The following is a 23343-nucleotide window of genomic DNA, read 5'->3' as shown; positions in this document are numbered from 1 at the left end:
GCCTTGGGTCTCATGACGGACACCTGGGACACCATCGACCGGCTGAGCTCCTGGATCGCCGCCCACCACACCCTGCCGCACCAACAGGACGTCCTGCTGCGGGTGCTGAAGCTTTCGGAGGAGGTCGGCGAGGTGGCCGAGGCCGTCATCGGGGCGACGGGGCAGAATCCGCGCAAGGGAGCGAGTCATACCTGGCAGGACGTCGAGTCAGAGCTGTGCGATGTGATCATCACGGCGATGGTCGCGCTGCGGACCCTGACCCCGGGGGCGGCGGAGGTCTTCGCGGGGCACCTGCGCCGGGTGGCCGACCGGTCCCTGGAGCGCTGAGGGGACGAACGGGGGAAGGGCCCCTGCGTCAGGGGCCCTTCCTCGTCGCCGGCCGACAGACGAGTCGGGCTGTACGCCGGGTTCTGTACCCCGGGACCTCGCGGTCGTCGGGGTGACGGCCATCCATCTAGGACCGGCGTTGCCACCGGTCTCGTGCGGTCTACCCGCGAACTCGGGCGGGCAGCCCTCGAGCGTTCGCGCAGAGCCGTCTGTCTCCAAACAGCCCCTCTTGACCTTGCTCCGGGTGGGGTTTACCTAGCCGCCTGAGTCGCCTCAGGCGCTGGTGGTCTCTTACACCACCGTTTCACCCTTACCGAGGACCGAGGTCCCCGGCGGTCTGTTTTCTGTGGCACTGTCCCGCGGGTCACCCCGGGTGGCCGTTAGCCACCACCCTGCCCTGTGGAGCCCGGACGTTCCTCGGGAGGATCCGAAGGACCCCCACGCGGCCGCCCGCCCGGCTCGTCTGCCGTGCCGACCATGCTACCCGCCGCGTCCGCTTCCCCTTGACCTTGCCGCGACGTCAGGGTTTGTACTGAGGTCATGCGAATCGGCGAGATCGCCGCACTCGTCGGGGTCACCCCGCGGGCCGTGCGGCACTACCACCATCTCGGACTGCTGCCCGAGCCCGTACGGCGGGCCAACGGCTACCGCGAGTACGGCATCAAGGACGCCGTCCTGCTCGCCCGGGTCCGGCGCCTCACCGAGCTCGGGCTCGGGCTCGACGAGGTGCGCGACGTCCTCGCCGACGACGCCGGGCGCGAGCTGCTGGAGGTGCTGGAGGAGCTGGACACCGACCTCGGCCGCCAGGAGGCCCTGATCCGGGAGCGGCGCGCGCGCCTCGCGGAGCTGCTCGGCGAGGCGCGCGCCGGGCGGCTGAACGCCGAGGGTCCCGTGTCGGCGGAGCTGGCCGAGCTGTTGGCGGGGATGGGCGAGGTCCCGGCCTCCCCCATGGCCGCCCAGGACCGGGAGCTGCTCGTGCTGCTCGACACCGTGGCGCCGGCGGAGGAGCGGCAGCGGCTGATCGGCGCGATGCGGGAGATGACCGCGACGCCCGCCGCGCGGGACCGCGCGCACGAGATGTACGCACGGCTCGACGCCCTCGCCGACGCGGACCCGGACGACCCGCGCGTGGCCCAGGCCGGGGAGGCGCTCGCCGCCTGCCTGCCGGACGCGGTGGTGGCGGGGCTCGACGGGCCCGGCCTGCCGGAGGGGCGTCTCACCGACACCTTCTTCGGAGACTTCTCCCCCGCCCAGACCGCCGCCGTCCACCACGCACTGCGTCTCGTGCAGGAGCGCCAGGCCCGGGAGCGTGCCCAGTGACGTCCACGGCCATCCGCCCGGAAAGCGCCCGCCACGCCGGCACCCGACTGCTCCGCGCCGTCGCGTACGCCGTGCTCCCCGCCGAAGTCGTGCTCGCCGTCGCTCTCGTCGCCGGCGTACGGATACCCCCGGCCGTCCTCGGCGCCGCCGAGACCGCCGTCCTGCTGCTCATGGCCGCCGAGGCGGCGGCGTACCTCCGGCTCCGCCGGCGCGGCCTGAGCCGGCGCGAGGCCATCGGCGAGCTGGTCCCCGGGCCCGTGCTCCGCCTGATCGGCCACGAGCTGCGACTGATGGCGAGCCTCGGCCTGTGGGTCGCCCGGCGGCGGCACGGGGTCCGCGCCGGCGACCGGCCGTTCCCCCACGCCCGCGACCAGGCCGCCCTCATGTACGGCTTCGCGTTCGTCTGTCTCGTCGAGACCGTCGGCATGTCGTACCTGCTCGCCGATGCGCCGGTGGCCCACGCGGTCGTCCTGGTCCTGGACGTGTACACGGTGCTGTTCGTGCTCGGACTGCACGCCGCCTCCGTCACCCGGCCGCACGTCCTCGCGCCCGGCGTCCTCCGGCTGCGCGAGGCCGCGCACGTCGACCTCCACATCCCGCTGGAGAGGATCGCCGCCGTCCGGCACGAACTGCTCTTCACCCACGAGAGGGCGGAAGGGGAACTGAACCTGGCCGTCGGCTCGCAGACCTCCCTCACCATCGAGCTGACCGAGCCGATCGACGCGCCCCGGCTCCTCGGCGCGCCCCGGCCCGTCCGTACGGTGCGCGCCCACGCGGACGACCCCCGCGCGCTGCTGCGCGAGCTGCGGCACGCGCTCACGCGGGCGCGAACAGCGCCTTCGCCCGCCCAGGGTCCGCCTGCGTCAGCCTGACCCGCAGCCTCTCACCAAGCTGCAGCCGGCCGTCCCCGCCCTCGATGCGGGCCACCACCGCCGGGTCCTCCAGGTGCACGGTCCCCACGGCCGCGTCGCGCTCCTCCACATCGATCACGTACGCGTCGAAGGTCTCGCCGATCCGTCCCCTCAACAGCGCCGCCTCGACGATGTCGACCGACTCGCGCTCGATGCCGTTCGCGCGCCGGGAGCCCTCGGCCATCTCCCGGGGGAGGCTGTCGAGCGCCTCCCGTACCCACGCCGGCGGTTCCTCGCCCGCCACCGCGGCGACGCACAGCTCCCCCGCGTACCGGTCGACGAGCCGGCGCAGCGGTGCGGTGCAGTGCGTGTACTCGTCGGCCACGGCGGCGTGGACGGCGGGCGAGGGGACGCCGCCGTCGGTGAAGACGGTGTAGCCGGCGCCCCGCAGCAGGGTGGTGCACTCCTGCAGGAAGGCGGCGTGGCGCGGGTTGGCGGGGTCGACGGAGCGGACGACGTCCGCGTACGAGACGTGGTGCGGCCAGTCGACGCCGAGGGCGTGCGCGGAGCGGCGCAGCCGGGCGACGGCGCCGTCGGGGGCGGTGGGCAGGGTACGCAGGATGCCGGTGCCGGCGGCCGTCATGAGGTCGGCGGCGGCCATCCCGGTCAGGAGCGAGACCTGGGCGTTCCAGCCGTCGGCGGGGAGCGGGGCACGGTAGGCGAGCGAGTAGGACCCGTCGAGTTCGACGATCTCCTGCTCGGGGACGCTGAGGGAGATCCCGCCGCGTTCGACCTCGAGCGCCTCGCGCAGCCGGCCGATGTCCTTGAGGAGGGCGAGGGGCTCCTCGGCGGTCTGGGAGTCGATCTGCCGCTGCACGCCCGCGTAGTCGAGTTTGGCGCGGCTGCGGACGAGGGCGCGGCGCACGTCGGTAGCCACGCGTCGGCCCTCGGCGTCGAGGTCGATCCGCCACAGCAGGGCGGGGCGGGGTTCGCCGGGCAGGAGGCTGGCCGCGCCCTCGGAGAGGACGGCGGGGTGGAGGGGCACCCTGCCGTCGGGGAAGTAGAGGGTGAGGACACGGCGGTGGGCCTCGGCGTCGACCGCGCCGCCGGGGGTGACGAAGGCGGCGACGTCGGCGATGGCGTAGTGGACGCGGTAGCCGCCGTCGGCACGGCGGGCCAGGTGCATGGCCTGGTCGAGGTCGGTGGAGGTCGGCGGGTCGATGGTGAAGAAGGGGATGTCGGTGGCGTCGTACCCGGGGAGGCGGGGCGCCTCGGCCGCCGCCTCGGCCTCGGCGAGCACGGCGGGCGGGAAGGTCTCGCGGATGGCGAGCTCGGTTCGTAGTGCGCGCAGGGCGGCCCGCAGCGGAGCCTCGGCTGCACCGGTCACGTGAATGGGGCGGCGGGGCATGGACCGAGCCTAGGGGGCGGGGCGGGACGGGGCACCTCGTACGCTGGCTTTTCCGGGGCCGCACCCCCGTCCCGTACGTACGAAGGAGAACCACCGTGCTCGTGCTGTTGCCGCCGTCGGAGGGTAAGGCCGCGTCGGGGCGTGGGGCGCCGCTCGAGCCGGGGTCCCTGTCGCTGCCGGGTCTGGCCGAGGCGCGGGCGGCGGTCCTGGACGAGCTGGTCGAGCTGTGCGCCGCCGACGAGGAGAAGGCGCGCGAGGTGCTGGGCCTGAGCGAGGGGCTGCGCGGGGAGGTCGCCAAGAACGCGGAGCTGCGGACGGCGGGGGCCCGGCCGGCCGGCGAGATCTACACGGGGGTGCTGTACGACGCGCTGGGTCTGGCCACGCTGGACGCGGCGGCCCGGAAGCGGGCGCGGGCCTCGCTCCTGGTGTTCTCGGGGCTGTGGGGCGCGGTGCGGGTGGACGACCGGATTCCGTCGTACCGCTGCTCGATGGGGGTGAAGCTCCCGGGGCTCGGCGCTCTCGGCGCGCACTGGCGGGGCGCGATGGCGTCCGTCATGCCGGAGGTCGCGGGGGACGGACTCGTCCTGGACCTGCGGTCCTCGGCGTACGCGTCGGCGTGGAAGCCGAAGGGCGAGGTGGCGGCGCGGACGGCGACGGTACGGGTGCTGCACGCGCCGACGCGGAAGGTGGTCAGCCACTTCAACAAGGCGACGAAGGGGCGGATCGTGCGGAGTCTGCTGGAGGCGGGGGCGGCGCCGAAGGGGCGCGAGGAGCTGGTGGAGGCGTTGCGGGAGCTGGGGTACGTGGTGGAGGAGGGGAAAGCGGGGGTGCTGGACGTGCTGGTGGACCAGATCCACTAGGTCGTGTCCGGAAAGCAGCGCCGTCTGCCCGCAGGGCAGGGCCCGAGGCGTCTGGTGCGTGCGATCGCAAGGCGGCGGGCCGCCCTCGTACTGGGGGTACTCGGGTGATCCCGACTACGCGGCGAGTGTGCGTGCCAGGCGTCGCGGGCCGGGCGGGACTTCACGGACCGGCCTAGGAGCGCCTTCGAGAACGGCTCACGAGCGGCTTCGAGGGCGGCTCACGGGGTGGCTTCGAGGGCGGTCCGTGTGACTTCAAGGGCGTTGCGCAGTGCGCAACGCTCGTTGCGTGTGCTGTCTGTGGCGGGCAGGATGACGCCATGACCTCCGCGCCGCCCTCCGTCCTGGACCTCGCACCCGTCGTCCCCGTCGTCGTGGTCGAGGACGCCGCCGATGCCGTTCCGCTCGCCCGGGCCCTGGTCTCGGGTGGCCTGCCCGCCATCGAGGTGACCCTGCGGACCCCTGCCGCGTTCGACGCGATCCGGGCGATCGCCGCCGAGGTCCCGGACGCCGTCGTCGGCGCGGGCACGGTGATCTCGGCGGCCGGCGTGGGCGACGCGGTGGCGGCGGGGGCCCGGTTCCTGGTGAGCCCGGGGTGGACGGAGGGCCTCCTGGACGCCATGAATGCCTCGGGCGTGCCGTTCCTGCCGGGGGTCTCGACCACCTCGGAGGTCGTCGCCCTGCTCGAACGCGGGGTGGCCGAGATGAAGTTCTTCCCCGCCGAGGCGGCCGGCGGCGTCCCCTTCCTGAAGTCCCTCTCCGGGCCGCTCCCCCACGCCCGGTTCTGCCCGACCGGCGGCATCTCCCTCGACTCGGCCCCTTCCTACCTCGCACTGCCGAACGTCGGCTGCGTCGGCGGTACGTGGATGCTTCCGGCCGACGCGCTCGCGGCGCGCGACTGGGCGCGGGTCGAGTCCCTGGCTCACGAGGCGGCGGGCCTGCGTGCGGGCGCCCGCGCCCGGCTGAACGTCAGGCCCGGCTGAACGTCAGGCCCGGCTGAACGTCAGGCCGACGTGATCGGTCACGGGGCGGTAGCCGAGCCGCTGGTACAGCGCGTTGCTGGTGGGGTTGGCGAGGTCCGTGAAGAGCAGCACCTGCTCGGCGCCCGCGTCCAGGGCGGCTCGGCTCACGGCGCTGGTGACGGCCCCCGCGTACCCCCGGCCCCGCGCCCCGGGCGGTGTGTAGACGGGTGAGACGCGGGCCTGGCCCGCGACGGTCCGCGAGACGCTCGCCATCGACACGGGCCCCTCGTCGGTCTCCCAGAAGTGGAGGCGGCGGTCGGTGACGCGGGCCTCGACGTCGGGTGTGTGGTCGACGTCGCCGGTCTCGCCGATGTCGCGGGCGAAGTTCTCCATCCAGGCCACGGCGAAGGGGATGTCCTCGGCGGTCGCCGTCCGCATCCGGCCGTGCGGGGCGGGGTCCGGCGGGGTGAGTTCGCCGAGCCGGTAGAGCCGCATCCGGCGGGTCGTCGTCCACCCCCGGCCCGTCCGCGCGCCGAGTTCCCGGGCGAAGGCGACGGCCGTCTCCTCCTCGCCGCGCACGCTGGTCGCGTCCCGCGCGTCCGGCAGCACGTGGACGAGGGCGCGGGCGGCCTCCGACGGCATCGGTCCGAGCGCCGGCTCGTGGGGCAGGGTGACGACGAAGGCGCCGGTGACCCGCCCGTCCGCCTCGGTCCACCAGCCGAACCGCGCGGAGGCGACGGGGCGCCGGCGCGCGCCCTCGCTGAGGGTGAGGAGCACGGTGTTGCGCGCCGGGTCGGCGGCGAGGTGGCCGCCGGCGGCGGCGCGAAAGGCGGCGGCGTCCTCGGTGATGTGCCAGGTCATGGCGACGATGGTGCTACGGGAGGAGGGGGCGGGGCCACGCGATTCCGTAGCCCCCGCCCCCTCTCCTGCCTTCTGGGTCACCTCAGGTGCGAGGTGTCGTTCAGGAGCCGTACGGAGGCGTTGCCGTCCGTGTAGTACGCGACCGCCGACAGGGAGGCCGCCGAGAGCTCCATCCGGAACAGCGACTCCGGCGGGGCGCCGAGCGCCAGCCGCACGAGGGTCTTGATCGGCGTGACGTGGGTGACGAGCAGGACGGTGCGGCCCGCCGAGGCGGCGGTCAGCCGGTCCCGGGTCGCCGAGACGCGCCGCGAGACGGTCGCGAAGCTCTCGCCGCCGCCGGTCGGCGCGGCCTTCGGCGAGGCGAGCCAGGCGTCGAGGTCCTCCGGGTACCGCTCGCGTACCTCCGCGAACGTCAGCCCCTCCCAGGCGCCGAAGTCGGTCTCGCGCAGCCCGTCCTCGATGCGCACGTCGAGGCCCAGGCGAACGGCGACGGCCTCGGCGGTCTGCCGGCAGCGCTTGAGCGGCGAGCTGACGATCTCCTGGATCGTCCCGCGCGCGGCGAGCGCGGCGGCGACGGCATCGGCCTGCCGCAACCCGGCGCCCGACAGCTCCGGATCGCTCCCCCCACTCCCAGAGAACCGCTTCTCGGGCGTGAGCGCGGTCTCCCCGTGCCGCAACAACACGAACGTCGCCGGAGCCCCGAGATCGGGCGCCCCCCACCCGGGCGCCCCGGCCCGCGCGGGGGCGGTCGCCCCGGCGGCGCCGAGGCCCTGCGCGGGGGCACCGGCTCCGCCTCGGGCGGGCGCGGGGGCGGTTGCACCGGCTTCGCCAGGCGGGGCTGCGGTGGCACCGGCTTCGGCCTCGCCACGGGCGGGTGCCGTGACAGCGGCCTCCGCCCGGCCTCCCGCGGGAGCGATCGGACCAGCAGCGGCTTGGGCTCGGGCAGGAGCCGTCACCCCGTCCTCGGCCCGCTCCCGGGTGGCCGCGGCCGCACCGGCAGCGGGGCGGTTCTGCGCGGGTGCGGTGACAGCGGATTCGTCTCGTGCAGGAGCCGTGACACTCGCGCCGGCCTCGGCGCCGGTGCCGGCACCGGATGCCGTGCCCGTACGGCCTCCGTGCCCGGTCGCAGGGCGGGGCCTCGTGTGGCCCGGGTGGGCGAGGATGCCCGCCTCTGCCTCGAAGTCGCCGCTCGACACAGCGGCTCCGCCCGCCGTCTCCCGTTCGGCCCTGCCGGCCGAGGCCAAGGAGGCGCGGGCCTGGGACGCGAGTGCCTCGTCGGCGGCGAAAAGGCCGTCGTCGGGCTGCCCGGCGGCGCCCCCGGCCGCGCGGCCGGTCCGCTCACCAGAACCGGCACCCGTACCCGTACCGCCACCCGCGAGGGCCGCCCGGGCCCGGGCGGCGCCCGCCGTCGCGTCGCCGGGGAAACCCGACGGCGGCGGCGTCGCGGCGTTGCGGGCCGCGCGCGCGTCCGCGGCCGTCAGGGCCGCCGAGGACGTCGACGGCTCCCACCGCACGCCTCGCTTCCCCGCGTCCATCGCCTCGTTGGCGAGCCGGTCCGCGTGCTTGTTCTGCTCGCGCGGGATCCATTCGTAGCGGACCTGCCCCGCCGGGAAGACCCGGGCCGCCTCCGCCGCGAGCGGCTTCATGTCCGGGTGCTTGATCTTCCAGCGGCCGGACATCTGCTCGACGACCAGCTTGGAGTCCATCCGGACATGGACCACGGCGTCCGGAAACAGCTCGCGCGCCGCCTTCAGACCGGCCACCAGGCCCTTGTACTCGGCGACGTTGTTCGTGGCGACGCCGATGTACTCGGCCGCCTCCGCGAGCGTCTCGCCCGTCACCGGGTCCAGGACCACCGCTCCGTAGCCCGCGGGGCCCGGGTTGCCCCGGGAGCCCCCGTCCGCCTCGACGACGACTTCGGTCCTGGCCGTCCTCGTGGCGGTCATTACAGGCCGGACTCCGACGTACGGACCAGGATCCGGCGGCAGTTCTCGCAGCGCAGCACCGTGTCCGGCGCGGCCGCGCGGACCTCGTTCACCTCGGTGATGTTGAGCTCGATGTGGCAGCCCTCGCACTTGCGCTGGTACAGCCGCGCCGCACCGACGCCACCCTGCTGCTCGCGCAGCTTCTCGTAGAGCTTCAGCAGGTCCGCCGGGACGGAGCCGGCGACCAGCTCGCGCTCCTTGCCGACCGAGGCGGCCTCCCGGTCGATCTCGGCCTCCGCGGCGTCGCGGCGCGCGGTGGCGTCGTCGGCCTTGGTCTGGACGGCGGAGGCGCGCTCGGTCAGCTCGGCCACCCGCTCCTGGGCGGACTCACGGCGCTCCATGACCTCCAGGACGATGTCCTCCAGGTCGCCCTGGCGCTTGGCGAGCGAGGTGATCTCCCGCTGCAGGCTCTCCAGGTCCTTCGGGGAGGAGACGGCGCCGGAGTCGAGGCGCTGCTGGTCCCGGACGGCGCGCTGGCGCACCTGGTCGACGTCCTGCTCCGCCTTGGTCTGCTCGCGGGCGCAGTCGCTCTCCTCGGTCTGCGCGGCGACGAGCAGGTCGCGCAGCTGGGTGAGGTCCTTGTTCAGAGACTCGATCTCGGCGTGCTCGGGCAGGGACCTGCGCTTGTGGGCGAGCTGCTGGAGACGGACGTCCAGTGCCTGGACGTCGAGGAGTCGGATCTGGTCGGCGGGCGCGGCGTTCAGTTGGGGGCTCCAGGAGAGTGGTGGTGGGCGGACCAGGGGTCGGTGACCGTCTTCGAGACGTGGACCCGCAGGTCCCAGCCATGGCGGTCGGAAATCTCGTCGAGCTGGGCGGCGGCCTGCTCGCACCAGGGCCATTCGGTGGCCCAGTGGGCGGCGTCGACCAGGCCGAGCGGTGAGTGCTGGGTGGCCTCCGACACCGGGTGGTGGCGCAGGTCGGCGGTGAGGAAGGCGTCGACGCCGGCGGCCCGGACGGCGTCGAAGAGGCTGTCTCCGGAGCCGCCGCTGACCGCGACCCGGCGGACGGTCATCTCCGGGTCTCCGGCGACGCGGATGCCCTGCGCGGTGGCGGGCAGCCGCTTGGCCGCGCGGGCGGCGAAGTCGCCGAGCGTCTCGGGCTGGTCCAGTTCGCAGATCCGGCCGAGGTTGTTCTCGGCGACCAGGGGGCCGGTGACCCGCAGGTCGAGGGCGCCGGCGAGGGCGTCGGAGACGCCGGGATCGGCGGTGTCCGCGTTGGTGTGGGCCACGTGCAGCGCGATGTCGTGCTTGATCAGGGTGTGCACGACCCGGCCCTTGAAGTGCGAGGCGGCGACCGTCGTCGTACCGCGCAGATAGAGCGGGTGGTGGGTGACGACCAGGTCGGCGCCGAGGGCGATCGCCTCGTCGGCGATCTCCTGGACGGGGTCGACGGCGAACAGCACACGGCCGACGTCGGCGTCGGGGTCTCCGCAGACCGTGCCGACGGCGTCCCACTGCTCGGCCCGCTCGGGCGGCCAGAGGGCGTCGAGGGCGGCGATGACTTCAGACAGGCGGGGCACGAAGGAAAGGCTACCTGCCCTCCGCGCCCCGCCGTCCTGCCTGTGGGCAGGGAGGATTCCGCTTGCGCGGATGACCTGACCGCTGTGCTGAACGGCCGTGACCGCGTGCTACTTCTTCACGAGGTCGGCGCGCAGGTCGTCGAGGACGCTGTTCGCGGCCATGACGCCCAGCCCCAGGTACCAGGTCTCGTCCGGAACGTCCTTGGCCTGGCCCGCCTTGACCGCCTTGAGGTTCTTCCACAGCGGGTTGGCCTGGGCGGTGTCGCGCTTGGTGGCCTTCGGGTCGCCGTAGACGCCGGTGAAGATCCAGTCGGCGTCGGCCTGGTCGATCTTCTCGGGGCTGATCTCGGCGGCGAGGTCGTTGATCTGCTGGTTCTTGGGCCGGGGCAGGCCCGCGTCCTCGAGGATGGTGCCGATGAAGGACGCCTTGGCGTAGAGGCGGATCTTGCCGGGGAGGTAGCGGACCATCGAGATCGTCGGCTTGTTCGGGCCGATGTCGGTGCCGAGCTGCTTCGCCTTGGTCTCATAGGCGGCGAGCTTCGACTTCGCGTCGGCGGTCCTGTCCAGGGCCGCGGCGTTGAGGAGGTAGTTCTCCTTCCAGGTGAAGCCGGGGCGGATGGAGAAGACGGTGGGGGCGATCTTCGAGAGCTCGTCGTACTTGTCCGCGGCGCGCAGCTGGCTGCCGAGGATCAGGTCGGGCTCCAGGTTGGCGATCGCCTCGAGGTTGAGGTTGTTGATGGTGCCGACGGACTTGGGGTCGCCCGCGTCCTTCTTCAGGTAGGCGGGGATGCCGTCGTCGCCCTCGGCGGGGGCGTAGCCGACGGGCTTGACGCCGAGGGACACGACGTTGTCGAGCTCGCCGACGTCGAGGACGACGACGCGCTTGGGCGCGGCCTTGAGCTCGGTCGTGCCGAGCGCGTGGGTGAGGGTGCGCGGGAACTGGCCGGGCTTGGCGTCGGTGCCCATCGCCGCGGTCTTGGCCGCCGCGTCGCCGAAGTCCTTGCCTCCGGTGGCCACGTCCTTCTTCTTGCCGCCGTCCTCCTTCGCGGCCGGGTCCGAGGAGCCGTCGTTTCCACAGGCCGCGAGGGAGAGCGCTGCGGCGAGCGCGACGGCGGCGGCGGTGCCGCGGCGGAGGAGGAGGGACATCGGGTTTCTCCTGTACGTGTACGGGAACGGCGGACGGGGGCGTGACGGCTCGGAGCCGGCGGCATCGGGAGACCGCGACCGGAACGGTTCCCCGCGGACTCGGCGTGCCTCTGCGGGCCCCTGACCCGGAGTCACAGGCTCCACTTAGGCACGCCTTACCTTACGCACCACCCTTCCCTCCAGCACAACCGGCCCCCACCCCTCAGCAGAATCGATACTTGGCCATCCTTATGTGTGAAGTGACCTGGCTCGTGTTGTCCGGCTGGAAGTGCGAAAACTAGCTTCGGTGGCCGGAGGTGACGAGTCGATGACAGCCTGTGCCATCGAGACAGCGGCGGAGGACGACGGCGCCGTGCGGCCGACCGGGTTCACGATCACGGCGAACGGGGCGTACGCGGCGCGGCTCGCCGGTGTCGGGGACGCCCTGTACCCGGAGCGTTGGACGCTGGACGGGCCGGAGCCCTACGCCGTACCGCTCCCGCTCGACCAGCCCGAGGACCCGGACGCGCAGTTGGTACCGCTGGCGGACGGGCGGGTCCTGATCGGGCGCCGGGTGGACGGACACCGGCACACGTTCTCGCTGCTGTACCCGACGGGCCCGGGGACGGGGGAACTGCCGCTGGGCTCGGTCGAGGCCGTGCACCTGACCCTCCTCCCCCCGTCGCCCGACGGCATCTGCGCGTACGCCATGTGCGTCGGCGCGGACACGACGACGATCTGGCTGGTGGCGGGCGGCGCGTTCGGCCCGGAGCAGGTCGCCGAGGTCGAGGGGCGCTGCGCGGGCGGGGTCTGGCTGGACCGTACGGGCCGGATGCTCGCGCTCGACCGGCAGCTGGACGACGGCCCGGTGAAGGCGGTGGCGGTCGATCTGGAGCGCGGCGGTGAGGTGACGCCGCTGTTGCAGATCACCGAGGAGAGCAACGACCGGCTGCTGATGGCGGATCCGGACAGCGGACTGCTGCTGATCCGGTCCGACGCGCCGTCACCGGGGCACGAGCGGCTGGGCTGGGGTGTTCTCGGCAGCCTGTTGCCGGTCCGCTTCCCCGAGTGTCTGCGGCTCGACGACGCGGCGGTGACGCCGTTCGCGGTGCAGCCGGGGCAGGTGCTGATGCCCGAGACCTGCTCGGTGGCGCTACGGATCGACGCGGCGGCCGGCAGCTGGGTCGGAATGTGGTGCCCCTCGGAGCGCCGCATGCGCCAACTGGCCGCACCCCCCGGTTGGGTGGCCGGAGCGGGGCTGTGGACGCCGGAGGGCGTGCTGCGGCTCCCGTACGCGGCGGACGGCAGCACGGCGTGCGGCCTGGTGGACCTGGAGGTACCGCCCGAGCCTCAGCCCGTCGTCCTGGAAGTCCTGGCTCCGCCGGAACGTCCGCCGGGACGCCCCTCGGAGCCCCGGATCTGCCGGCCGGTCCCGCTGCAGCAGGCACCCCTCGCCGACCGCAGGGCCGCTGACTAGAATCGCGGCCGCACGACAACAGCGATCAACACGGGGTGAGTTCCACCATGCCGGAAGCGAGCACGAACGGGGCGGAGCCGCACGGCTCCGGAAAGCATCGCGGCGAGGCGGCGCCGTCGGAGGAGCCGTATCCCTCCCCTCACGGCCGCCACCGCCGCGACCGCCGCGAACCGGACGCGCAGTAGGAAAGCGTCGGCCCCTGGGGAATGTCCCCCAGGGGCCGATGCCCGTTCAGCTCTCCTCCTCAGCCCCGCTTCAGGGCCAGGACCTCCGCCGCCGCGAACGTCTCCCCCGGCGGCAGCGACGCGTAGTGCGGCGTAAGCAGCCCGTCCAGTTCCTCGTACGTGAACGCCTCCTTCGCCGTGTCGAACTTCGCCGACACTCTCGGGCGGTCCACGATCGCCACCATCCCCCCGTGGACGACCAGGAGCTGACCGTTCACGCCCCCCGCCGCCGGCGACGCCAGATACCCCACCAGGGGCGCCACATGCTCCGGCGACAGCGGGTCGAGCTCCCCCTCGGTCGCCGGTTCCGCGAAGCCCGCGAAGACGTCCTGCGTCATCCGGGTCCGCGCCCGCGGGCAGATCGCGTTCGCCGTCACGCCGTACTTGGCGAGCGCCAGCGCCGTGGACGTCGTCAGGCCCACGATCCCGCCCTTGGCCGCCGCGTAGTTCGGCTGCCCCGCCGAACCCGCCAGGAACGCCTCCGACGAGGTGTTGACGATCCGGCCGTACACGCCGGACTCCCCCGCCTTCGCCCGGCCCCTCCAGTGCACCGCCGCGAAGTGGGTGGTGTTGAAGTGGCCCTTGAGATGGACCCGTATCACCGAGTCCCACTCCTCCTCGCTCATGGAGAAGACCATCCGGTCCCGCAGGATCCCCGCGTTGTTGACGAGCACGTCCAGCTTCCCGAACTCGCTCACCGCCAGGTCGACGAGCCCGCGCGCGGTCTCGAAGTCGGCCACGTCGCCCAGGTGCGCGACAGCCCTGCCGCCCGCCGCGCGGATCTCCGCGACGACCCCCTCGGCGGGGGCGGCCGACGCCTCGCCGGAGCCGTCGCGCCCGGGCCGGCCGTAGTCGTTGACGACGATGGCCGCACCGAGCCGGGCGAGTTCGAGCGCCTCGGCCCGGCCGAGGCCTCGCCCGGCGCCCGTGACGATCGCGGACAGACCCTCAAGGGGGAGTGACATCTCGCAGCAGTCCTTTCGGAAGCAGGTCTCAGGGCTGGGGGGCTCGGGGATCAGGTGTCTCGGGTCTCAGGGCTCGGGTCTCAGGGGTCGGGTCTCAGGGCTCAGATCTCGATGCAGGTACGCAGTGCCACACCCGTACGCATCTGCTCCAGCGCCTCGTTGATCCCCGACAGCGGCACCCGGTGGGTGATCAGAGACTCCAGGTCGATCCGGCCGGCCCGCCAGAGCGCGATGGCCCGCTCGTATGAACGCAGCACGTCACCTCCCCCGTACATCGACGGCAGGATCTTCTTCTCGTCGAAGAACAGCTCGAACATGTTGAGCTGGAGGAAGTCGTCGAGCGCGCCCGCGCCCACCACGCACAGCGTGCCGCCGCGCCGCGTCGCCTCGTACGCCGTCCGCGCGGTCGCGGACCTGCCGACGACCTCGAAGACGTAGTCGAAGCCCTCGCCCGCCGTGATCCGCTGCTTGGCGTCGGCGAGCCCGTCCGGGGGCACCGCCTCGGTCGCGCCGAAGCGCAGGGCGGCCTCGCGCCGGGACTCGACCGGGTCGACGGCCACGATCTGGGCGGCTCCCTGGAGCCTGGCACCCTGGATGGCGGAGATGCCGACGCCGCCGCAGCCGATGACGGCGACCGACGAACCGGCCTCCACCTTCGCCGTGTTGATGGCCGCGCCGAGCCCGGTGGTCACTCCGCAGCCGATGAGGGCGGCGATGTCGAAGGGCACGTCGTCGGGGATCGGGACCGCGCAGCCCGCGTCGACGACGACCTCCTCCGTGAACGTACCGGTGCCGGCGAAACCGAACACCTCCCCGTCCGGCCTGCGGAAGTTGGGGGTGCCGGCGTTCATGAAACCGGCCAGGCAGAGCTGGGTCTGGCCGCGCTTGCAGGCCGGACAGGTCCCGCAGGCGGGCAGCCAGCACAGCAGGACGCGCTGTCCCTCGCTCAGCCCGGTGACGCCGTCGCCGATGTCGGCGATCTCGCCCGCGCCCTCGTGGCCGGGGACGAACGGCGCCGGCTGGGGAAGCACGCCGCTCATGGCGGAGACGTCGGAGTGGCACAGTCCGGTCGCCCTGACCCGGATCCGCACCTTGCCCGGGCCGAAGCCCACCGCCTCGACGTCGTCGAGGACTTCGAGCTTGTCCTGGCCGATCTCGTGCAGTACGGCTGCGCGCATGATGCGGCTCCCTTCGGGAGTTCAGGGTTACGAATGCCCGGCGAGGCTGACGAGGGTGTCGGCGAGTACGGGAGCGTCGTCCCGCTCGACGACCGTGACCGCCACCTGGACCTGGCCCTCCGCACCCTCTGTGGCCCACATCCGGACGCGCAGGGTCTCGCCGGGGAAGACGACTCCCGCGAAGCGCGTGCGGTACGAGCGGACGCGGGCCACGTCCCCGCCGAGCACCGTGTCCACCACCGCCTTGAGGGTCATGCCGTAGGTGCAGAGCCCGTGCAGGATCGGCCGGTCGAAGCCGGCGACCTTGGCGAACTCCGGGTCGGCGTGGAGCGGGTTCCAGTCCCCGGAGAGGCGGTAGAGCAGCGCCTGGTCCTCGCGGACCGGGCGCTCGACGATCCGGTCGGGCTCGCGCTCCGGCAGTTCGAGCCGCTCGGAGGGCCCGCGGTCGCCTCCCCAGCCGCCCTCGCCCCGCACGAAGATCTGGGCGTCGCTCGTCCACAGCGGTCCGTCGTCGTCGGCGGCCTCCGAGCGGAGGACGAGGACGGCGGCCTTGCCCTTGTCGTGGACGGCGGCGACGCGGGAGGTGGTGACGGCCCTGCCCTGGACGGGGATGGGCCGGTGGAGGGTGATCGACTGGCCGCCGTGCAGTACGGCGGCGAGGTTGATGTCGATGCCGGGGGCGGAGAGCCCGCCGACGACGCCCATACCGGCGCCGGCGACGGTGGCGAAGCTGGGCAGGACGTGGAGCCTGGATTCCAGGGTGTAGCGGAGTTCGTCGGGGTCGGTGGCGGGTGTTCCGGCTCCGAGACCGAGGTGGTAGAGCTGGACGTCCTTGTGGCCCCAGCCGATCTCGGCGCTTCGGGGTTCGGCGGCGACGGCCTTGGCGGCGTCAATGGGCATCGGGATGCTGCTCCTTGAAGGTAAGGAGGAGGGAAGGACCTCGGTGCGACCGTCCGCACCGTCGGCCGCACCGAGGCCGTGCGGGACCGTCCCGTACGCGCCGTTCTAGAACGCGTTCTAGGTCGGTGATCCCCATGTATAGCCGAGCACGAGGGAGTTGTGAACCCTCCTGACGGCACGTCAGTTCTGTTCCGCACAAGGAGATGCACCCATGATCAAGGGCGTTCTGTTCGACTTCTCCGGGACTCTTTTCCGTATCGAGTCGGCCGAGGACTGGTTGCGTGCGGTGGTGGCGGCGTGCGGACACGCCATGGCGGAGGCCGAGCTGGCCGGGTGCGCCGCCCGCCTGGAGGCGGCGGGAGCGCAGCCAGGCGGCGCGAACCCCCGGCGGCTCCCCGCCCGCCTGGAGACCCTCTGGCGCGAGCGCGACCTGAGCGGCGAGCAGCACCGCGCCGCCTACACCGCGCTCGCCCGGGAGGCCGGGCTGCCCTCGCCGGCACTGGCCGAGGCGCTGTACGACCGCCATCGCGACCCGGCCGCCTGGTGGCCCTACCCCGACGCCGAGAGCACCCTGAAAGAGCTGCGCGGCAGAGACATCCCCGTCGCCGTCGTCAGCAACATCGGCTGGGACCTGCGCCCGGTGTTCCGGCACCACGGCCTCGACCCGCTCGTCGACGCCTACCTCCTCTCCTACGAGTACGGCGTCCAGAAGCCGGACCGCCGGTTCTTCCGGGCGGCCTGCGACGCCCTCGGCCTGCACCCCACGGAGGTCCTCATGGTCGGCGACCATCCCGCGGCGGACGGCGGAGCCGAGGCGCTGGGATGCGCCGTCCACTTCGTCGACCCCTTGCCGGTGGACCGACGCCCCGACGCGCTGACAGCGGTTCTCGGACTGCTGTGACGGGACGGGGCCGACGCGATGGCTCCGGGACTACCGCTGGGCCCACCACGTGCCGGCCACGCCACCGGCTGTGGTGATCAGGGCCACGAACCACGCGGGGACGTGCTGCACGGTCACGTGCAGACCTCCCCACCGGAGTTCGATCTGCGGTCGTAGCGAATCGCTGTCCACTCCGCGGCGCGTCGTCGTCATCGTTCACGGTCCTCTCTGGGCTGCGGGCGGCTCGGTCTGCGTATCTCCGGCTCCTGTCGCGCGCCGTTGCGCGACCTGAGCAAGAGGACACGACGTCCCACCTGCGTCTGCTCGGCATCGACGCCATGCCGCGATGAGGGACGGCCGGGTTCCAGCGGATGTGTTCCGAGCTCCACAGCACACGTCAGGGGCCTCTCCGCCACCGTTTATCGCGCTGATCACGCGTCCAGGATGTCTCTCCGCCCGCCCGGCCCGCCGCGGTCCGGAGGTGTACACATCCAGGACGCGAACTTCGCCACCCTGGACAGACCGTCCACGGTCAGGGGTACGTGGACGACGGTGGCCGGCCGCGCGTATCCGGGTGATCCCGACAACGCGGCGAGCGTGCGTGCCAGGGCCCGCGGGCCAGGCGGACTTTACGGACACGGCCTAGCCTGGTCCTCGTGACCGAGATGCCGCGGGACCACCGTCCGGTGAAGTCCGTACGGGTGCTCCTCGCCGAGGACCAGGGCGGGACGCGGGGCGCGCTCGCGATGCTGCTCGGCATGGAGCCGGACATCGAGGTGGTCTCCCAGGTCGACCGAGGCGACGAGGTCGTGGACGCGGCGCTGGTCCACCGTCCGGACGTGGCCCTCCTCGACATCGAGCTGCCGGGCCGTGGCGGCCTCGACGTCGCCGCCGACCTCCGCGACGAAGCGCCGGGCTGCCGGGTCCTCATCCTCACCACCTTCGGCCGTCCGGGCCACCTCCGCCGTGCGATGGAGGCGGGCGCGGCCGGCTTCCTGGTGAAGGACGGCCCCGTCGAGGAACTGGCCGAGGCGATCCGCAAGGCCCTCCGAGGCGAAACGGTCATCGACCCGGCCCTCGCCTCGGACCCGATCCCTTAACCCTCCCGCGTGCGCTCCGGCCTCGGGAGCCACAGCAGCATCAGCAGCGCGCCCGCCATCAGGACGCCCGAGGCCGTGCGGAAGGCCAGGGCGTAACCCTCCGTCAGGGCCTCGGGGGTGGTGGCGCCGGATGTTCGGGAGGCCGCGACCGTGGAGAGGACGGAGAGGCCCAGGGCGCCACCCATCGTGCGGGAGGTGTTGACGAGGCCGGAGACGAGGCCCGCCTCGGCGGGGGCCGCGCTCGACGTGGCGAGGGTGGCGAGGGGGGTGATGAGGAGACCCATGCCGACCATCATCAGGATGCCGGGGCCGAGGATGATGGTCAGGAAGGTGCCGTCGACGGTCATCGTCGACTGCCAGCCGAAGCCGGTCGCCGCGACGAGCGCGCCGAGGACGGCCAGGTTGCGGGCGCCGGTCGTCGGCATCAGGCGCGGGGCCAGCTTGGAGGCGACGAGGACGCTGACCGAGCTGGGGACGAGCGCGAGGCCGGCCAGGAGCGGGGTGTAGCCGAGGACGTTCTGGGCGTAGACGGTCATGAAGAACCACATGCTGAAGGAGGTCGAAGCGCACACGAACATGGCCACGTTGGCGGCGGCGACCACGCGCGAGCGGAACACCTTCAGCGGCACCAGCGGCGCCGCCGTGCGCGCCTCGACCGCGACGAAGACCGCGAGGAGCGCGAGGCCGCCGAGGAGCGGGGCCAGGGTGACCGGGTCGCCCCAGCCCGCCTCCTCGGTCTGCACGACGCCGTACGCGACGGAGGCCAGGCCCGCCGTGACCAGGACCGCGCCCGGCAGGTCCAGGCGACGCCCGACGCCGTCGGCGCGGCTCTCCCGGAGCCACACGGCCGCGCCCACCAGGACCAGGGCTCCGACCGGCACATTGATCAGGAGCACCCAGCGCCAGGACAGCAGGTCCACCAGGGCACCGCCGACGAAGCCGCCCGCCGCGCCGCCGGCCGCCCCGACCGCCGTCCAGGTGCCGATGGCCCGGGTCCGTGCGGGCCCGGCCGGGACGGCGACGGTGACGATCGTGAGCGTCGCGGGCGCGAGGACCGCCGCGCCGAGTCCCTGCACGGCGCGGGCGGCGACGAGCTGCCAGCCCTCCTGCGCGAGACCGCCCCCGACGGAGGCGGCGGTGAAGAGCCCCAGGCCGAGCAGGAACATGCGCTTCCGGCCGAAGAGGTCGGCCGCCCGTCCGCCGAGCAGCATGAAGCCCGCGAAGGCGATCGTGTACGCGTTGAGCACCCACTGCAGCCCGGTCGCCGAGAGCCCGAGGTCGGTCCGCATCGACGGCAGGGCGACGTTCACCACCGAGACGTCGAGCACCACCAGGAATTGCCCCGCGCACGCGGCGAGGACCACGAGCCAGGCGCGGGAGGGGGGTATGGAGGACGCGGACTTCTCGGTTACCGACTCGGCATGGACCATGCGCGTCATGGTCGCAGACCACCTGCGGCCCGTACATCGGCATTCAGCCCTACGACCGCAGGCCCCGCGGCAAGCCGTCCTGCGGCCTCCGGCCCTACGACTTCCGGCCCTACCGCCCTACGGCCTCCGGAGCATCGTCACCACCGCCGCCCCACCCAGGCCGATGTTGTGGGCCAGGCCGACGCGCGCGCCCGCCACCTGGCGTCGGCCCGCCTCGCCCCGGAGCTGCCAGACCAGTTCGGCGGCCTGGGCGAGACCGGTGGCGCCCAGCGGGTGGCCCTTGGAGATCAGGCCGCCCGAGGGGTTCACGACCCAGCGGCCGCCGTAGGTCGTCGCGCCGGACTCGACGAGCTTGCCGGAGGCGCCCTCCTCGCACATCCCCAGGGCCTCGTAGGTCAGCAGCTCGTTGACGGAGAAGCAGTCGTGCAGCTCGACCACGTCCACGTCCTCGATGCCGAGCCCCGACCTCTCGTACACCTGGCGGGCCGCCGCCCGGGACATCGGCCGGCCCACCGCGTCGATGCAGGAACCCGAGTCGAAGGACTCCCCCGTGTCCGTCGTCATCGCCTGCGCCACGATCTCGACGGCCTTGTCGTGCAGCCCGTGCTCGACGAGGAACCGCTCCGAGACCACGACCGCCGCCGCGGAACCGTCGGAGGTGGGCGAGCACTGCAGCTTCGTCAGCGGCCGGTGGATCGTCTTGGCGGCGAGGATCTCCTCGACCGTGTACACGTCCTGGAACTGGGCCCGCGGGTTGTTCGCCGAGTGCCGGTGGTTCTTGGCCCCGACCGCCGCGAGCTGCGCCTCGGTCGTGCCGTACCGCTCCATGTGCTCACGGGCCGCGTTGCCGAAGATCTGCGCGGTGGGAGGCGACATCTCGAAGCCGTGGGCCGCGGCCATGATCCCGTAGTGCCGGGCGACCGGCGAGGTCTTGAAGTCACCGTCCCCCGAACCACCGCCCAGCGCGCCCCGCGCCATCTTCTCGAAGCCGAGGGCCAGCACGCAGTCGGAGATCCCGCCCTCCACGAACTGCCGGGCCATCATCAGCGCCGTCGACGCCGTGGCGCAGTTGTTGTTGACGTTGTAGACGGGGACACCGGTCAGGCCGAGTTCGTACACGGCGCGCTGCCCGGCTGTCGAGGCCTGGAAGCAGTAGCCGACGGGCACCTGCTGCACCTGGCCGTAGGAGATCCCGGCGTCGGCGAGGGCGGCCGCCCCCGCCTCCTTCGCCATGTCCCAGTACTGCCAGTCACGCGTCTCGGGCTTCTCGAACTTCGTCATCCCGACGCCGACGATGTACGCCTTCATCCGCGACAACCCCTCAGTCTCTCGGCAGGCCGAGCAGGCGCTCGGCGACGACATTGAGCTGGATCTGCGTGGTGCCGCCCGCGATGGTCAGGCAGCGGGACATCAGCAGCCCGTGCACGGCGCGTTCACCGGCCCCCTCCCGTACCGCGCCCTCCGGGCCGAGCAGTTCGAGCGTGAGCTCGGCGACCTTCTGCTGGTGGAGGGTCTGGACGAGCTTGCGGACGCTCGCCCCCGCGCCCGGTTCGAGGCCCGAGACCTGGAGCATCGTCGTCCGCAGCCCGATGCAGGCGAGCGCGTGCGCCTCCGCCGCCAGCGCACCGACCCGCACCCGTACGACCGGGTCGGATGCCCCGGCCCGGTCGATCAGCGCCTCCAGCCCGGAGTCGAAGGCGACCTGGTCGGCCATGTGGACGCGTTCGTTGCCCAGGGTGTTGCGGGCGACGCGCCAGCCGTCGTTGACCTCGCCGACGACGGAGTCCGCCGGCAGCAGGACGTCGTCGAAGTAGACCTCGTTGAAGAGCGCGTCGCCGGTGATCTCCCGCAGTGGCCGGATGTCGATGCCCGGTGTGTTCTTCATGTCGACGAGGAAGTACGTCAGCCCCCGGTGCTTGGGTGCGTCCGGGTCGGTCCGGGCGAGCAGGATGCCGTGGTCGGCCCACTGGGCGGCGCTCGTCCACACCTTCTGCCCGTTGATCCGCCAGCGCCCGTCCTCGGTCCGCTCGGCCCGCGTCCGCAGGGAGGCCAGATCGGACCCGGCCTCGGGCTCGGAGAAGAGCTGGCACCACAGCAGATCTCCGCGCAGGGTCGGGCCGAGGTAGCGGTCGCGCTGCTCCTCGGTGCCGTACGCGAGGAGGGACGGTACGACCCAGGTGGCGATCCCCAGGCCGTTGAGCCGGATGCCCGCCGCGTCGAGCTCCCGCTGCACGGCGAGCTGCTGGAGCGGGCCGGCCCCGAGCCCGTGGGGCGGCGGCAGGTGCGGGGCGGCGTAGCCGGTGGGGGCGAGGGCGCGTCGGGCGGCGCCGGGGTCGAGACCGACGGCGGGGGTGAGGGCCTGTCGCGCCTCCGTGCGGTACGGCGCGGCCTCCGGGGGCAGTTCGAGGCGGAGTTCGCGCCGGGCGCCGTCGGCGGCGAGGCGGGCGGCCCGTGCGCGGTGGGTGTCCCCCGGCCCGAGGAGCTGGCGGGCGACGAGGGCCCGGCGCAGGAGGAGATGGGCGTCGTGCTCCCAGGTGAAGCCGATGCCGCCGAGGATCTGGACGCAGTCCTTGGCGCAGTCGTACGCGGCGTCGAGGGCGGTCGCCGCGGCGAGTGCGGCGGTCAGGGAGCGGGGCCCCGGCCGGGACTGCGTCGGTCCCTCCTCGCGGGCCGCCCGGGCGGCGTCCCAGGTGAGGGCGCGTGCCTGCTCGACCCGTAGGAGCATCTCGGCGCACAGGTGCTTGACCCCTTGGAACTGCCCGATCGGCCGCCCGAACTGCTCGCGCACCTTGGCGTGTTCGGCCGCCGTCTCCAGGGCCCGCCCGGCGGTCCCGCAGGCGTCGGCCGCGTACAGCACAGCCGCCACGTCCCGCACCTGATCGGAGTCGATGCCGAGGATCCGGTGCGCGGGGACCCGGGTGCCTGTGGCGGTGACCTCGGCGGTCGGCCGGGTCGGGTCGGCGCTCTCGTGGGGACGTACGGAGAGGGCCCCCGCGTCCACGGCGACCCAGACGGGTCCTCGTGCGGTGGTCGCCGCCAGGATCAGCAGGCCGGCCTGGGCGCCGCCGAGGACGGGCGGCGCGGTGCCGTCGAGGACGAGTCCGTCGTCGCTCTCGGCGGCGGTCACTCCGCCGGGGCGGAGGGCGACGGCGGCGATTCGGGACCCGCTCGCGATCGGCGCGAGCAGCTCGCGCTTCCCGGCCTGATGGAGCAGCTCGGCGGCGAGGACGGTGGAGAGGTACGGCCCCGGCAGCACCGCGCGCCCGGCCTCCTCCAGGACGACGGCCAGATCGACGAGATCGCCGCCCCCTCCTCCGTACTCCTCGGGCAGATGGATGCCGGGAAGCCCCTGCGCGGCGGCGGTGTCCCAGTGGGCGGGGCGGCCGGTGGCGGCGTCGGGGGCGTCGAGGTGCTTGCGCACCTCCTCGGGCGGTACGGCGCGGGTGAGCCAGCCGCGGACGGATCGGGCGAGCTCCCGCTGTTCTTGCGTGATGGCGATGCCCATGCGCCGCAGACTAGAACACGTTTCAATCTGATGAAAGGTCAGATGCGGAGGTGATTGTCAGTGCCCCCTGCCACGATGCGTCCACCACGGAGAACCGTGATCGAGAGACGTCGAGAGAGAACGCACCATGGGCACCTGGGACATCGGCCACTTCGACAACGACACCGCCGCGGACTTCTCGGGCGACCTCGACGATCTGCCGGAGGGCGAGCGAGCCGGGCTGCTGTTCGGCAAACTCCGTGAGGTGGCCGGGACGGGTGACGCGTATCTGGACAGCGACATCGCGGTGGAGGCCGTCGCCGCGGCCGCGCTGATCGCGGCCCAGTGCTCGGGCGGCGAGCCGGTCGCCACCCCCTATGGGCCGGACGAGCCCCTGCCGGAGCTGCCGGCGGAGCTGCGCCCGCTCGCGGTCGAAGCGCTCGACCGGGTCCTCACCGAGCCGTCCGAGCTCCTGGAGCTGTGGGGCGAG

21 protein-coding genes, 1 other RNA gene and 2 pseudogenes are annotated in these 23343 nt (G+C 73.3%); 9 read left to right on the top strand and 15 right to left on the bottom strand.

The window, feature by feature from the left end; all coding sequences use genetic code 11:
* The first annotated feature begins 12 nt into the window (after positions 1–12).
* Entirely contained in the window at positions 13–327 is a 315-nt protein-coding gene (locus IE136_RS00800; protein WP_158986804.1) for a MazG-like family protein, read from the top strand.
* A gap of 56 nt (positions 328–383) precedes the next feature.
* Here the strand turns inward: IE136_RS00800 and rnpB are convergent.
* An RNA gene (gene rnpB / locus IE136_RS00795) (RNase P RNA component class A) lies at positions 384–789 on the bottom strand.
* A 78-nt stretch (positions 790–867) separates the two neighbouring features.
* Here rnpB and IE136_RS00790 point away from each other — a divergent pair.
* Positions 868–1647 carry a MerR family transcriptional regulator gene (locus tag IE136_RS00790; RefSeq protein WP_189599152.1) on the top strand — a complete coding sequence of 260 codons (780 nt, stop codon included), beginning with the start codon at positions 868–870 and terminating at the stop codon, positions 1645–1647.
* Positions 1644–2519 carry a hypothetical protein gene (locus IE136_RS00785; protein WP_229818581.1) on the top strand — a complete coding sequence of 292 codons (876 nt, stop codon included), beginning with the start codon at positions 1644–1646 and terminating at the stop codon, positions 2517–2519. The genes IE136_RS00790 and IE136_RS00785 overlap by 4 nt, the downstream gene beginning before the upstream one ends.
* Here IE136_RS00785 and IE136_RS00780 read toward each other — a convergent pair.
* On the bottom strand, positions 2464–3906 hold the full coding sequence (locus IE136_RS00780) for an RNB domain-containing ribonuclease (protein WP_158986808.1): 1443 nt from the start codon (positions 3904–3906) through the stop codon (positions 2464–2466). The two genes, IE136_RS00785 and IE136_RS00780, sit on opposite strands and share 56 nt — an antisense overlap.
* A 95-nt stretch (positions 3907–4001) precedes the next feature.
* On the opposite strand from IE136_RS00780, the gene yaaA reads away from it, so the two are divergent.
* The gene (gene yaaA, locus IE136_RS00775) at positions 4002–4766 is read left to right on the top strand and encodes a peroxide stress protein YaaA (RefSeq protein WP_189599151.1); all 765 of its coding nucleotides are present in this window, start codon (positions 4002–4004) and stop codon (positions 4764–4766) included.
* A gap of 317 nt (positions 4767–5083) precedes the next feature.
* On the top strand, positions 5084–5746 hold the full coding sequence (gene eda, locus IE136_RS00770; protein WP_189599150.1) for a bifunctional 4-hydroxy-2-oxoglutarate aldolase/2-dehydro-3-deoxy-phosphogluconate aldolase: 663 nt from the start codon (positions 5084–5086) through the stop codon (positions 5744–5746).
* 3 nt (positions 5747–5749) lie between these two features.
* On the opposite strand, the gene IE136_RS00765 is transcribed toward eda, so the two are convergent.
* The 6 genes and pseudogenes from IE136_RS00765 to IE136_RS00745 form a co-directional block, all read right to left on the bottom strand.
* A complete protein-coding gene (locus tag IE136_RS00765; protein WP_189599149.1) occupies positions 5750–6586 on the bottom strand; it encodes a GNAT family N-acetyltransferase in 837 nt (278 codons plus the stop codon).
* 77 nt (positions 6587–6663) lie between these two features.
* Positions 6664–7830 carry a histidine phosphatase family protein gene (locus tag IE136_RS00760; RefSeq protein ID WP_444545716.1) on the bottom strand — a complete coding sequence of 389 codons (1167 nt, stop codon included), beginning with the start codon at positions 7828–7830 and terminating at the stop codon, positions 6664–6666.
* Between the two features lie 348 nt (positions 7831–8178).
* Positions 8179–8532, bottom strand: a pseudogene (locus tag IE136_RS36535) (reverse transcriptase-like protein); the annotation flags it as partial.
* Positions 8532–9275 (bottom strand): zinc ribbon domain-containing protein, encoded by a 744-nt coding sequence (locus IE136_RS00755; protein ID WP_189599327.1) that lies wholly within the window; start codon positions 9273–9275, stop codon positions 8532–8534. The gene IE136_RS00755 and the pseudogene IE136_RS36535, both read right to left, overlap by 1 nt.
* A complete protein-coding gene (locus tag IE136_RS00750; protein WP_158986817.1) occupies positions 9272–10090 on the bottom strand; it encodes a Nif3-like dinuclear metal center hexameric protein in 819 nt (272 codons plus the stop codon). Before IE136_RS00750 ends, IE136_RS00755 begins: the two co-directional genes overlap by 4 nt.
* Before the next feature lie 108 nt (positions 10091–10198).
* Positions 10199–11236, bottom strand: coding sequence for an ABC transporter substrate-binding protein (locus IE136_RS00745; protein WP_189599148.1), 1038 nt, complete (start codon positions 11234–11236; stop codon positions 10199–10201).
* 307 nt (positions 11237–11543) lie between these two features.
* Here IE136_RS00745 and IE136_RS00740 point away from each other — a divergent pair, with 307 nt between their 5' ends.
* On the top strand, positions 11544–12692 hold the full coding sequence (locus tag IE136_RS00740) for a hypothetical protein (protein ID WP_189599147.1): 1149 nt from the start codon (positions 11544–11546) through the stop codon (positions 12690–12692).
* A gap of 244 nt (positions 12693–12936) precedes the next feature.
* Here IE136_RS00740 and IE136_RS00735 read toward each other — a convergent pair whose 3' ends face one another.
* From IE136_RS00735 to chsH3, 3 genes are all read right to left on the bottom strand, one after another.
* Positions 12937–13881, bottom strand: a complete 945-nt coding sequence (locus IE136_RS00735; protein WP_189599146.1) for a 3-oxoacyl-ACP reductase — start codon at positions 13879–13881, stop codon at positions 12937–12939.
* Positions 13882–13982: 101 nt separating this feature from the next.
* Positions 13983–15059 carry a Zn-dependent alcohol dehydrogenase gene (locus IE136_RS00730; RefSeq protein ID WP_189599145.1) on the bottom strand — a complete coding sequence of 359 codons (1077 nt, stop codon included), beginning with the start codon at positions 15057–15059 and terminating at the stop codon, positions 13983–13985.
* A gap of 27 nt (positions 15060–15086) precedes the next feature.
* Positions 15087–15959, bottom strand: coding sequence for an enoyl-CoA hydratase ChsH3 (chsH3, locus tag IE136_RS00725; RefSeq protein ID WP_189599144.1), 873 nt, complete (start codon positions 15957–15959; stop codon positions 15087–15089).
* Between the two features lie 211 nt (positions 15960–16170).
* On the opposite strand from chsH3, the gene IE136_RS00720 reads away from it, so the two are divergent.
* Positions 16171–16860, top strand: a complete 690-nt coding sequence (locus IE136_RS00720; protein ID WP_189599143.1) for an HAD family hydrolase — start codon at positions 16171–16173, stop codon at positions 16858–16860.
* Between the two features lie 30 nt (positions 16861–16890).
* Here IE136_RS00720 and IE136_RS00715 read toward each other — a convergent pair whose 3' ends face one another.
* Positions 16891–17052 (bottom strand): hypothetical protein, encoded by a 162-nt coding sequence (locus tag IE136_RS00715; RefSeq protein ID WP_158986829.1) that lies wholly within the window; start codon positions 17050–17052, stop codon positions 16891–16893.
* Positions 17053–17504: 452 nt separating this feature from the next.
* Between IE136_RS00715 and IE136_RS00710 the strand changes: the two are divergent.
* Positions 17505–17924 (top strand): annotated as a pseudogene (locus IE136_RS00710) (response regulator); the annotation flags it as partial.
* Positions 17925–17935: 11 nt separating this feature from the next.
* Here IE136_RS00710 and IE136_RS00705 read toward each other — a convergent pair.
* The 3 genes from IE136_RS00705 to IE136_RS00695 all read right to left on the bottom strand — a co-directional run bounded on the left by IE136_RS00705 (position 17936) and on the right by IE136_RS00695 (position 22874).
* Positions 17936–19378, bottom strand: a complete 1443-nt coding sequence (locus IE136_RS00705) for an MFS transporter (RefSeq protein ID WP_189599142.1) — start codon at positions 19376–19378, stop codon at positions 17936–17938.
* Positions 19379–19486: 108 nt separating this feature from the next.
* Complete coding sequence (locus IE136_RS00700) at positions 19487–20677, bottom strand: lipid-transfer protein (protein WP_158986833.1); 1191 nt, start codon at positions 20675–20677, stop codon at positions 19487–19489.
* A 13-nt stretch (positions 20678–20690) separates the two neighbouring features.
* The gene (locus IE136_RS00695; RefSeq protein ID WP_189599141.1) at positions 20691–22874 is read right to left on the bottom strand and encodes an acyl-CoA dehydrogenase family protein; all 2184 of its coding nucleotides are present in this window, start codon (positions 22872–22874) and stop codon (positions 20691–20693) included.
* 127 nt (positions 22875–23001) lie between these two features.
* On the opposite strand from IE136_RS00695, the gene IE136_RS00690 reads away from it, so the two are divergent.
* On the top strand, positions 23002–23343 hold a 342-nt coding region (locus IE136_RS00690; RefSeq protein ID WP_189599140.1), incomplete at its 3' end, for a DUF4259 domain-containing protein.

The organism is Streptomyces lateritius (assembly GCF_014649715.1).
In the GTDB taxonomy this organism is placed as follows: Bacteria; Actinomycetota; Actinomycetes; order Streptomycetales; family Streptomycetaceae; genus Streptomyces; species Streptomyces lateritius.
This window is presented reverse-complemented; position numbering and strand designations above follow the sequence as displayed.

Coding starts and splice junctions, on each gene's coding strand:
- IE136_RS00700 (WP_158986833.1), bottom strand. CDS start 20,677: ATGAAGGCGTACATCGTCGGCGTCGGGATGACGAAGTTCGAGAAGCCC.
- IE136_RS00780 (WP_158986808.1), bottom strand. CDS start 3,906: ATGCCCCGCCGCCCCATTCACGTGACCGGTGCAGCCGAGGCTCCGCTG.
- IE136_RS00765 (WP_189599149.1), bottom strand. CDS start 6,586: ATGACCTGGCACATCACCGAGGACGCCGCCGCCTTTCGCGCCGCCGCC.
- eda (WP_189599150.1), top strand. CDS start 5,084: ATGACCTCCGCGCCGCCCTCCGTCCTGGACCTCGCACCCGTCGTCCCC.
- IE136_RS00705 (WP_189599142.1), bottom strand. CDS start 19,378: ATGACGCGCATGGTCCATGCCGAGTCGGTAACCGAGAAGTCCGCGTCC.
- chsH3 (WP_189599144.1), bottom strand. CDS start 15,959: ATGCCCATTGACGCCGCCAAGGCCGTCGCCGCCGAACCCCGAAGCGCC.
- IE136_RS00715 (WP_158986829.1), bottom strand. CDS start 17,052: ATGACGACGACGCGCCGCGGAGTGGACAGCGATTCGCTACGACCGCAG.
- IE136_RS00790 (WP_189599152.1), top strand. CDS start 868: ATGCGAATCGGCGAGATCGCCGCACTCGTCGGGGTCACCCCGCGGGCC.
- IE136_RS00740 (WP_189599147.1), top strand. CDS start 11,544: ATGACAGCCTGTGCCATCGAGACAGCGGCGGAGGACGACGGCGCCGTG.
- IE136_RS00695 (WP_189599141.1), bottom strand. CDS start 22,874: ATGGGCATCGCCATCACGCAAGAACAGCGGGAGCTCGCCCGATCCGTC.
- IE136_RS00730 (WP_189599145.1), bottom strand. CDS start 15,059: ATGCGCGCAGCCGTACTGCACGAGATCGGCCAGGACAAGCTCGAAGTC.
- IE136_RS00720 (WP_189599143.1), top strand. CDS start 16,171: ATGATCAAGGGCGTTCTGTTCGACTTCTCCGGGACTCTTTTCCGTATC.
- IE136_RS00745 (WP_189599148.1), bottom strand. CDS start 11,236: ATGTCCCTCCTCCTCCGCCGCGGCACCGCCGCCGCCGTCGCGCTCGCC.
- IE136_RS00800 (WP_158986804.1), top strand. CDS start 13: ATGACGGACACCTGGGACACCATCGACCGGCTGAGCTCCTGGATCGCC.
- IE136_RS00735 (WP_189599146.1), bottom strand. CDS start 13,881: ATGTCACTCCCCCTTGAGGGTCTGTCCGCGATCGTCACGGGCGCCGGG.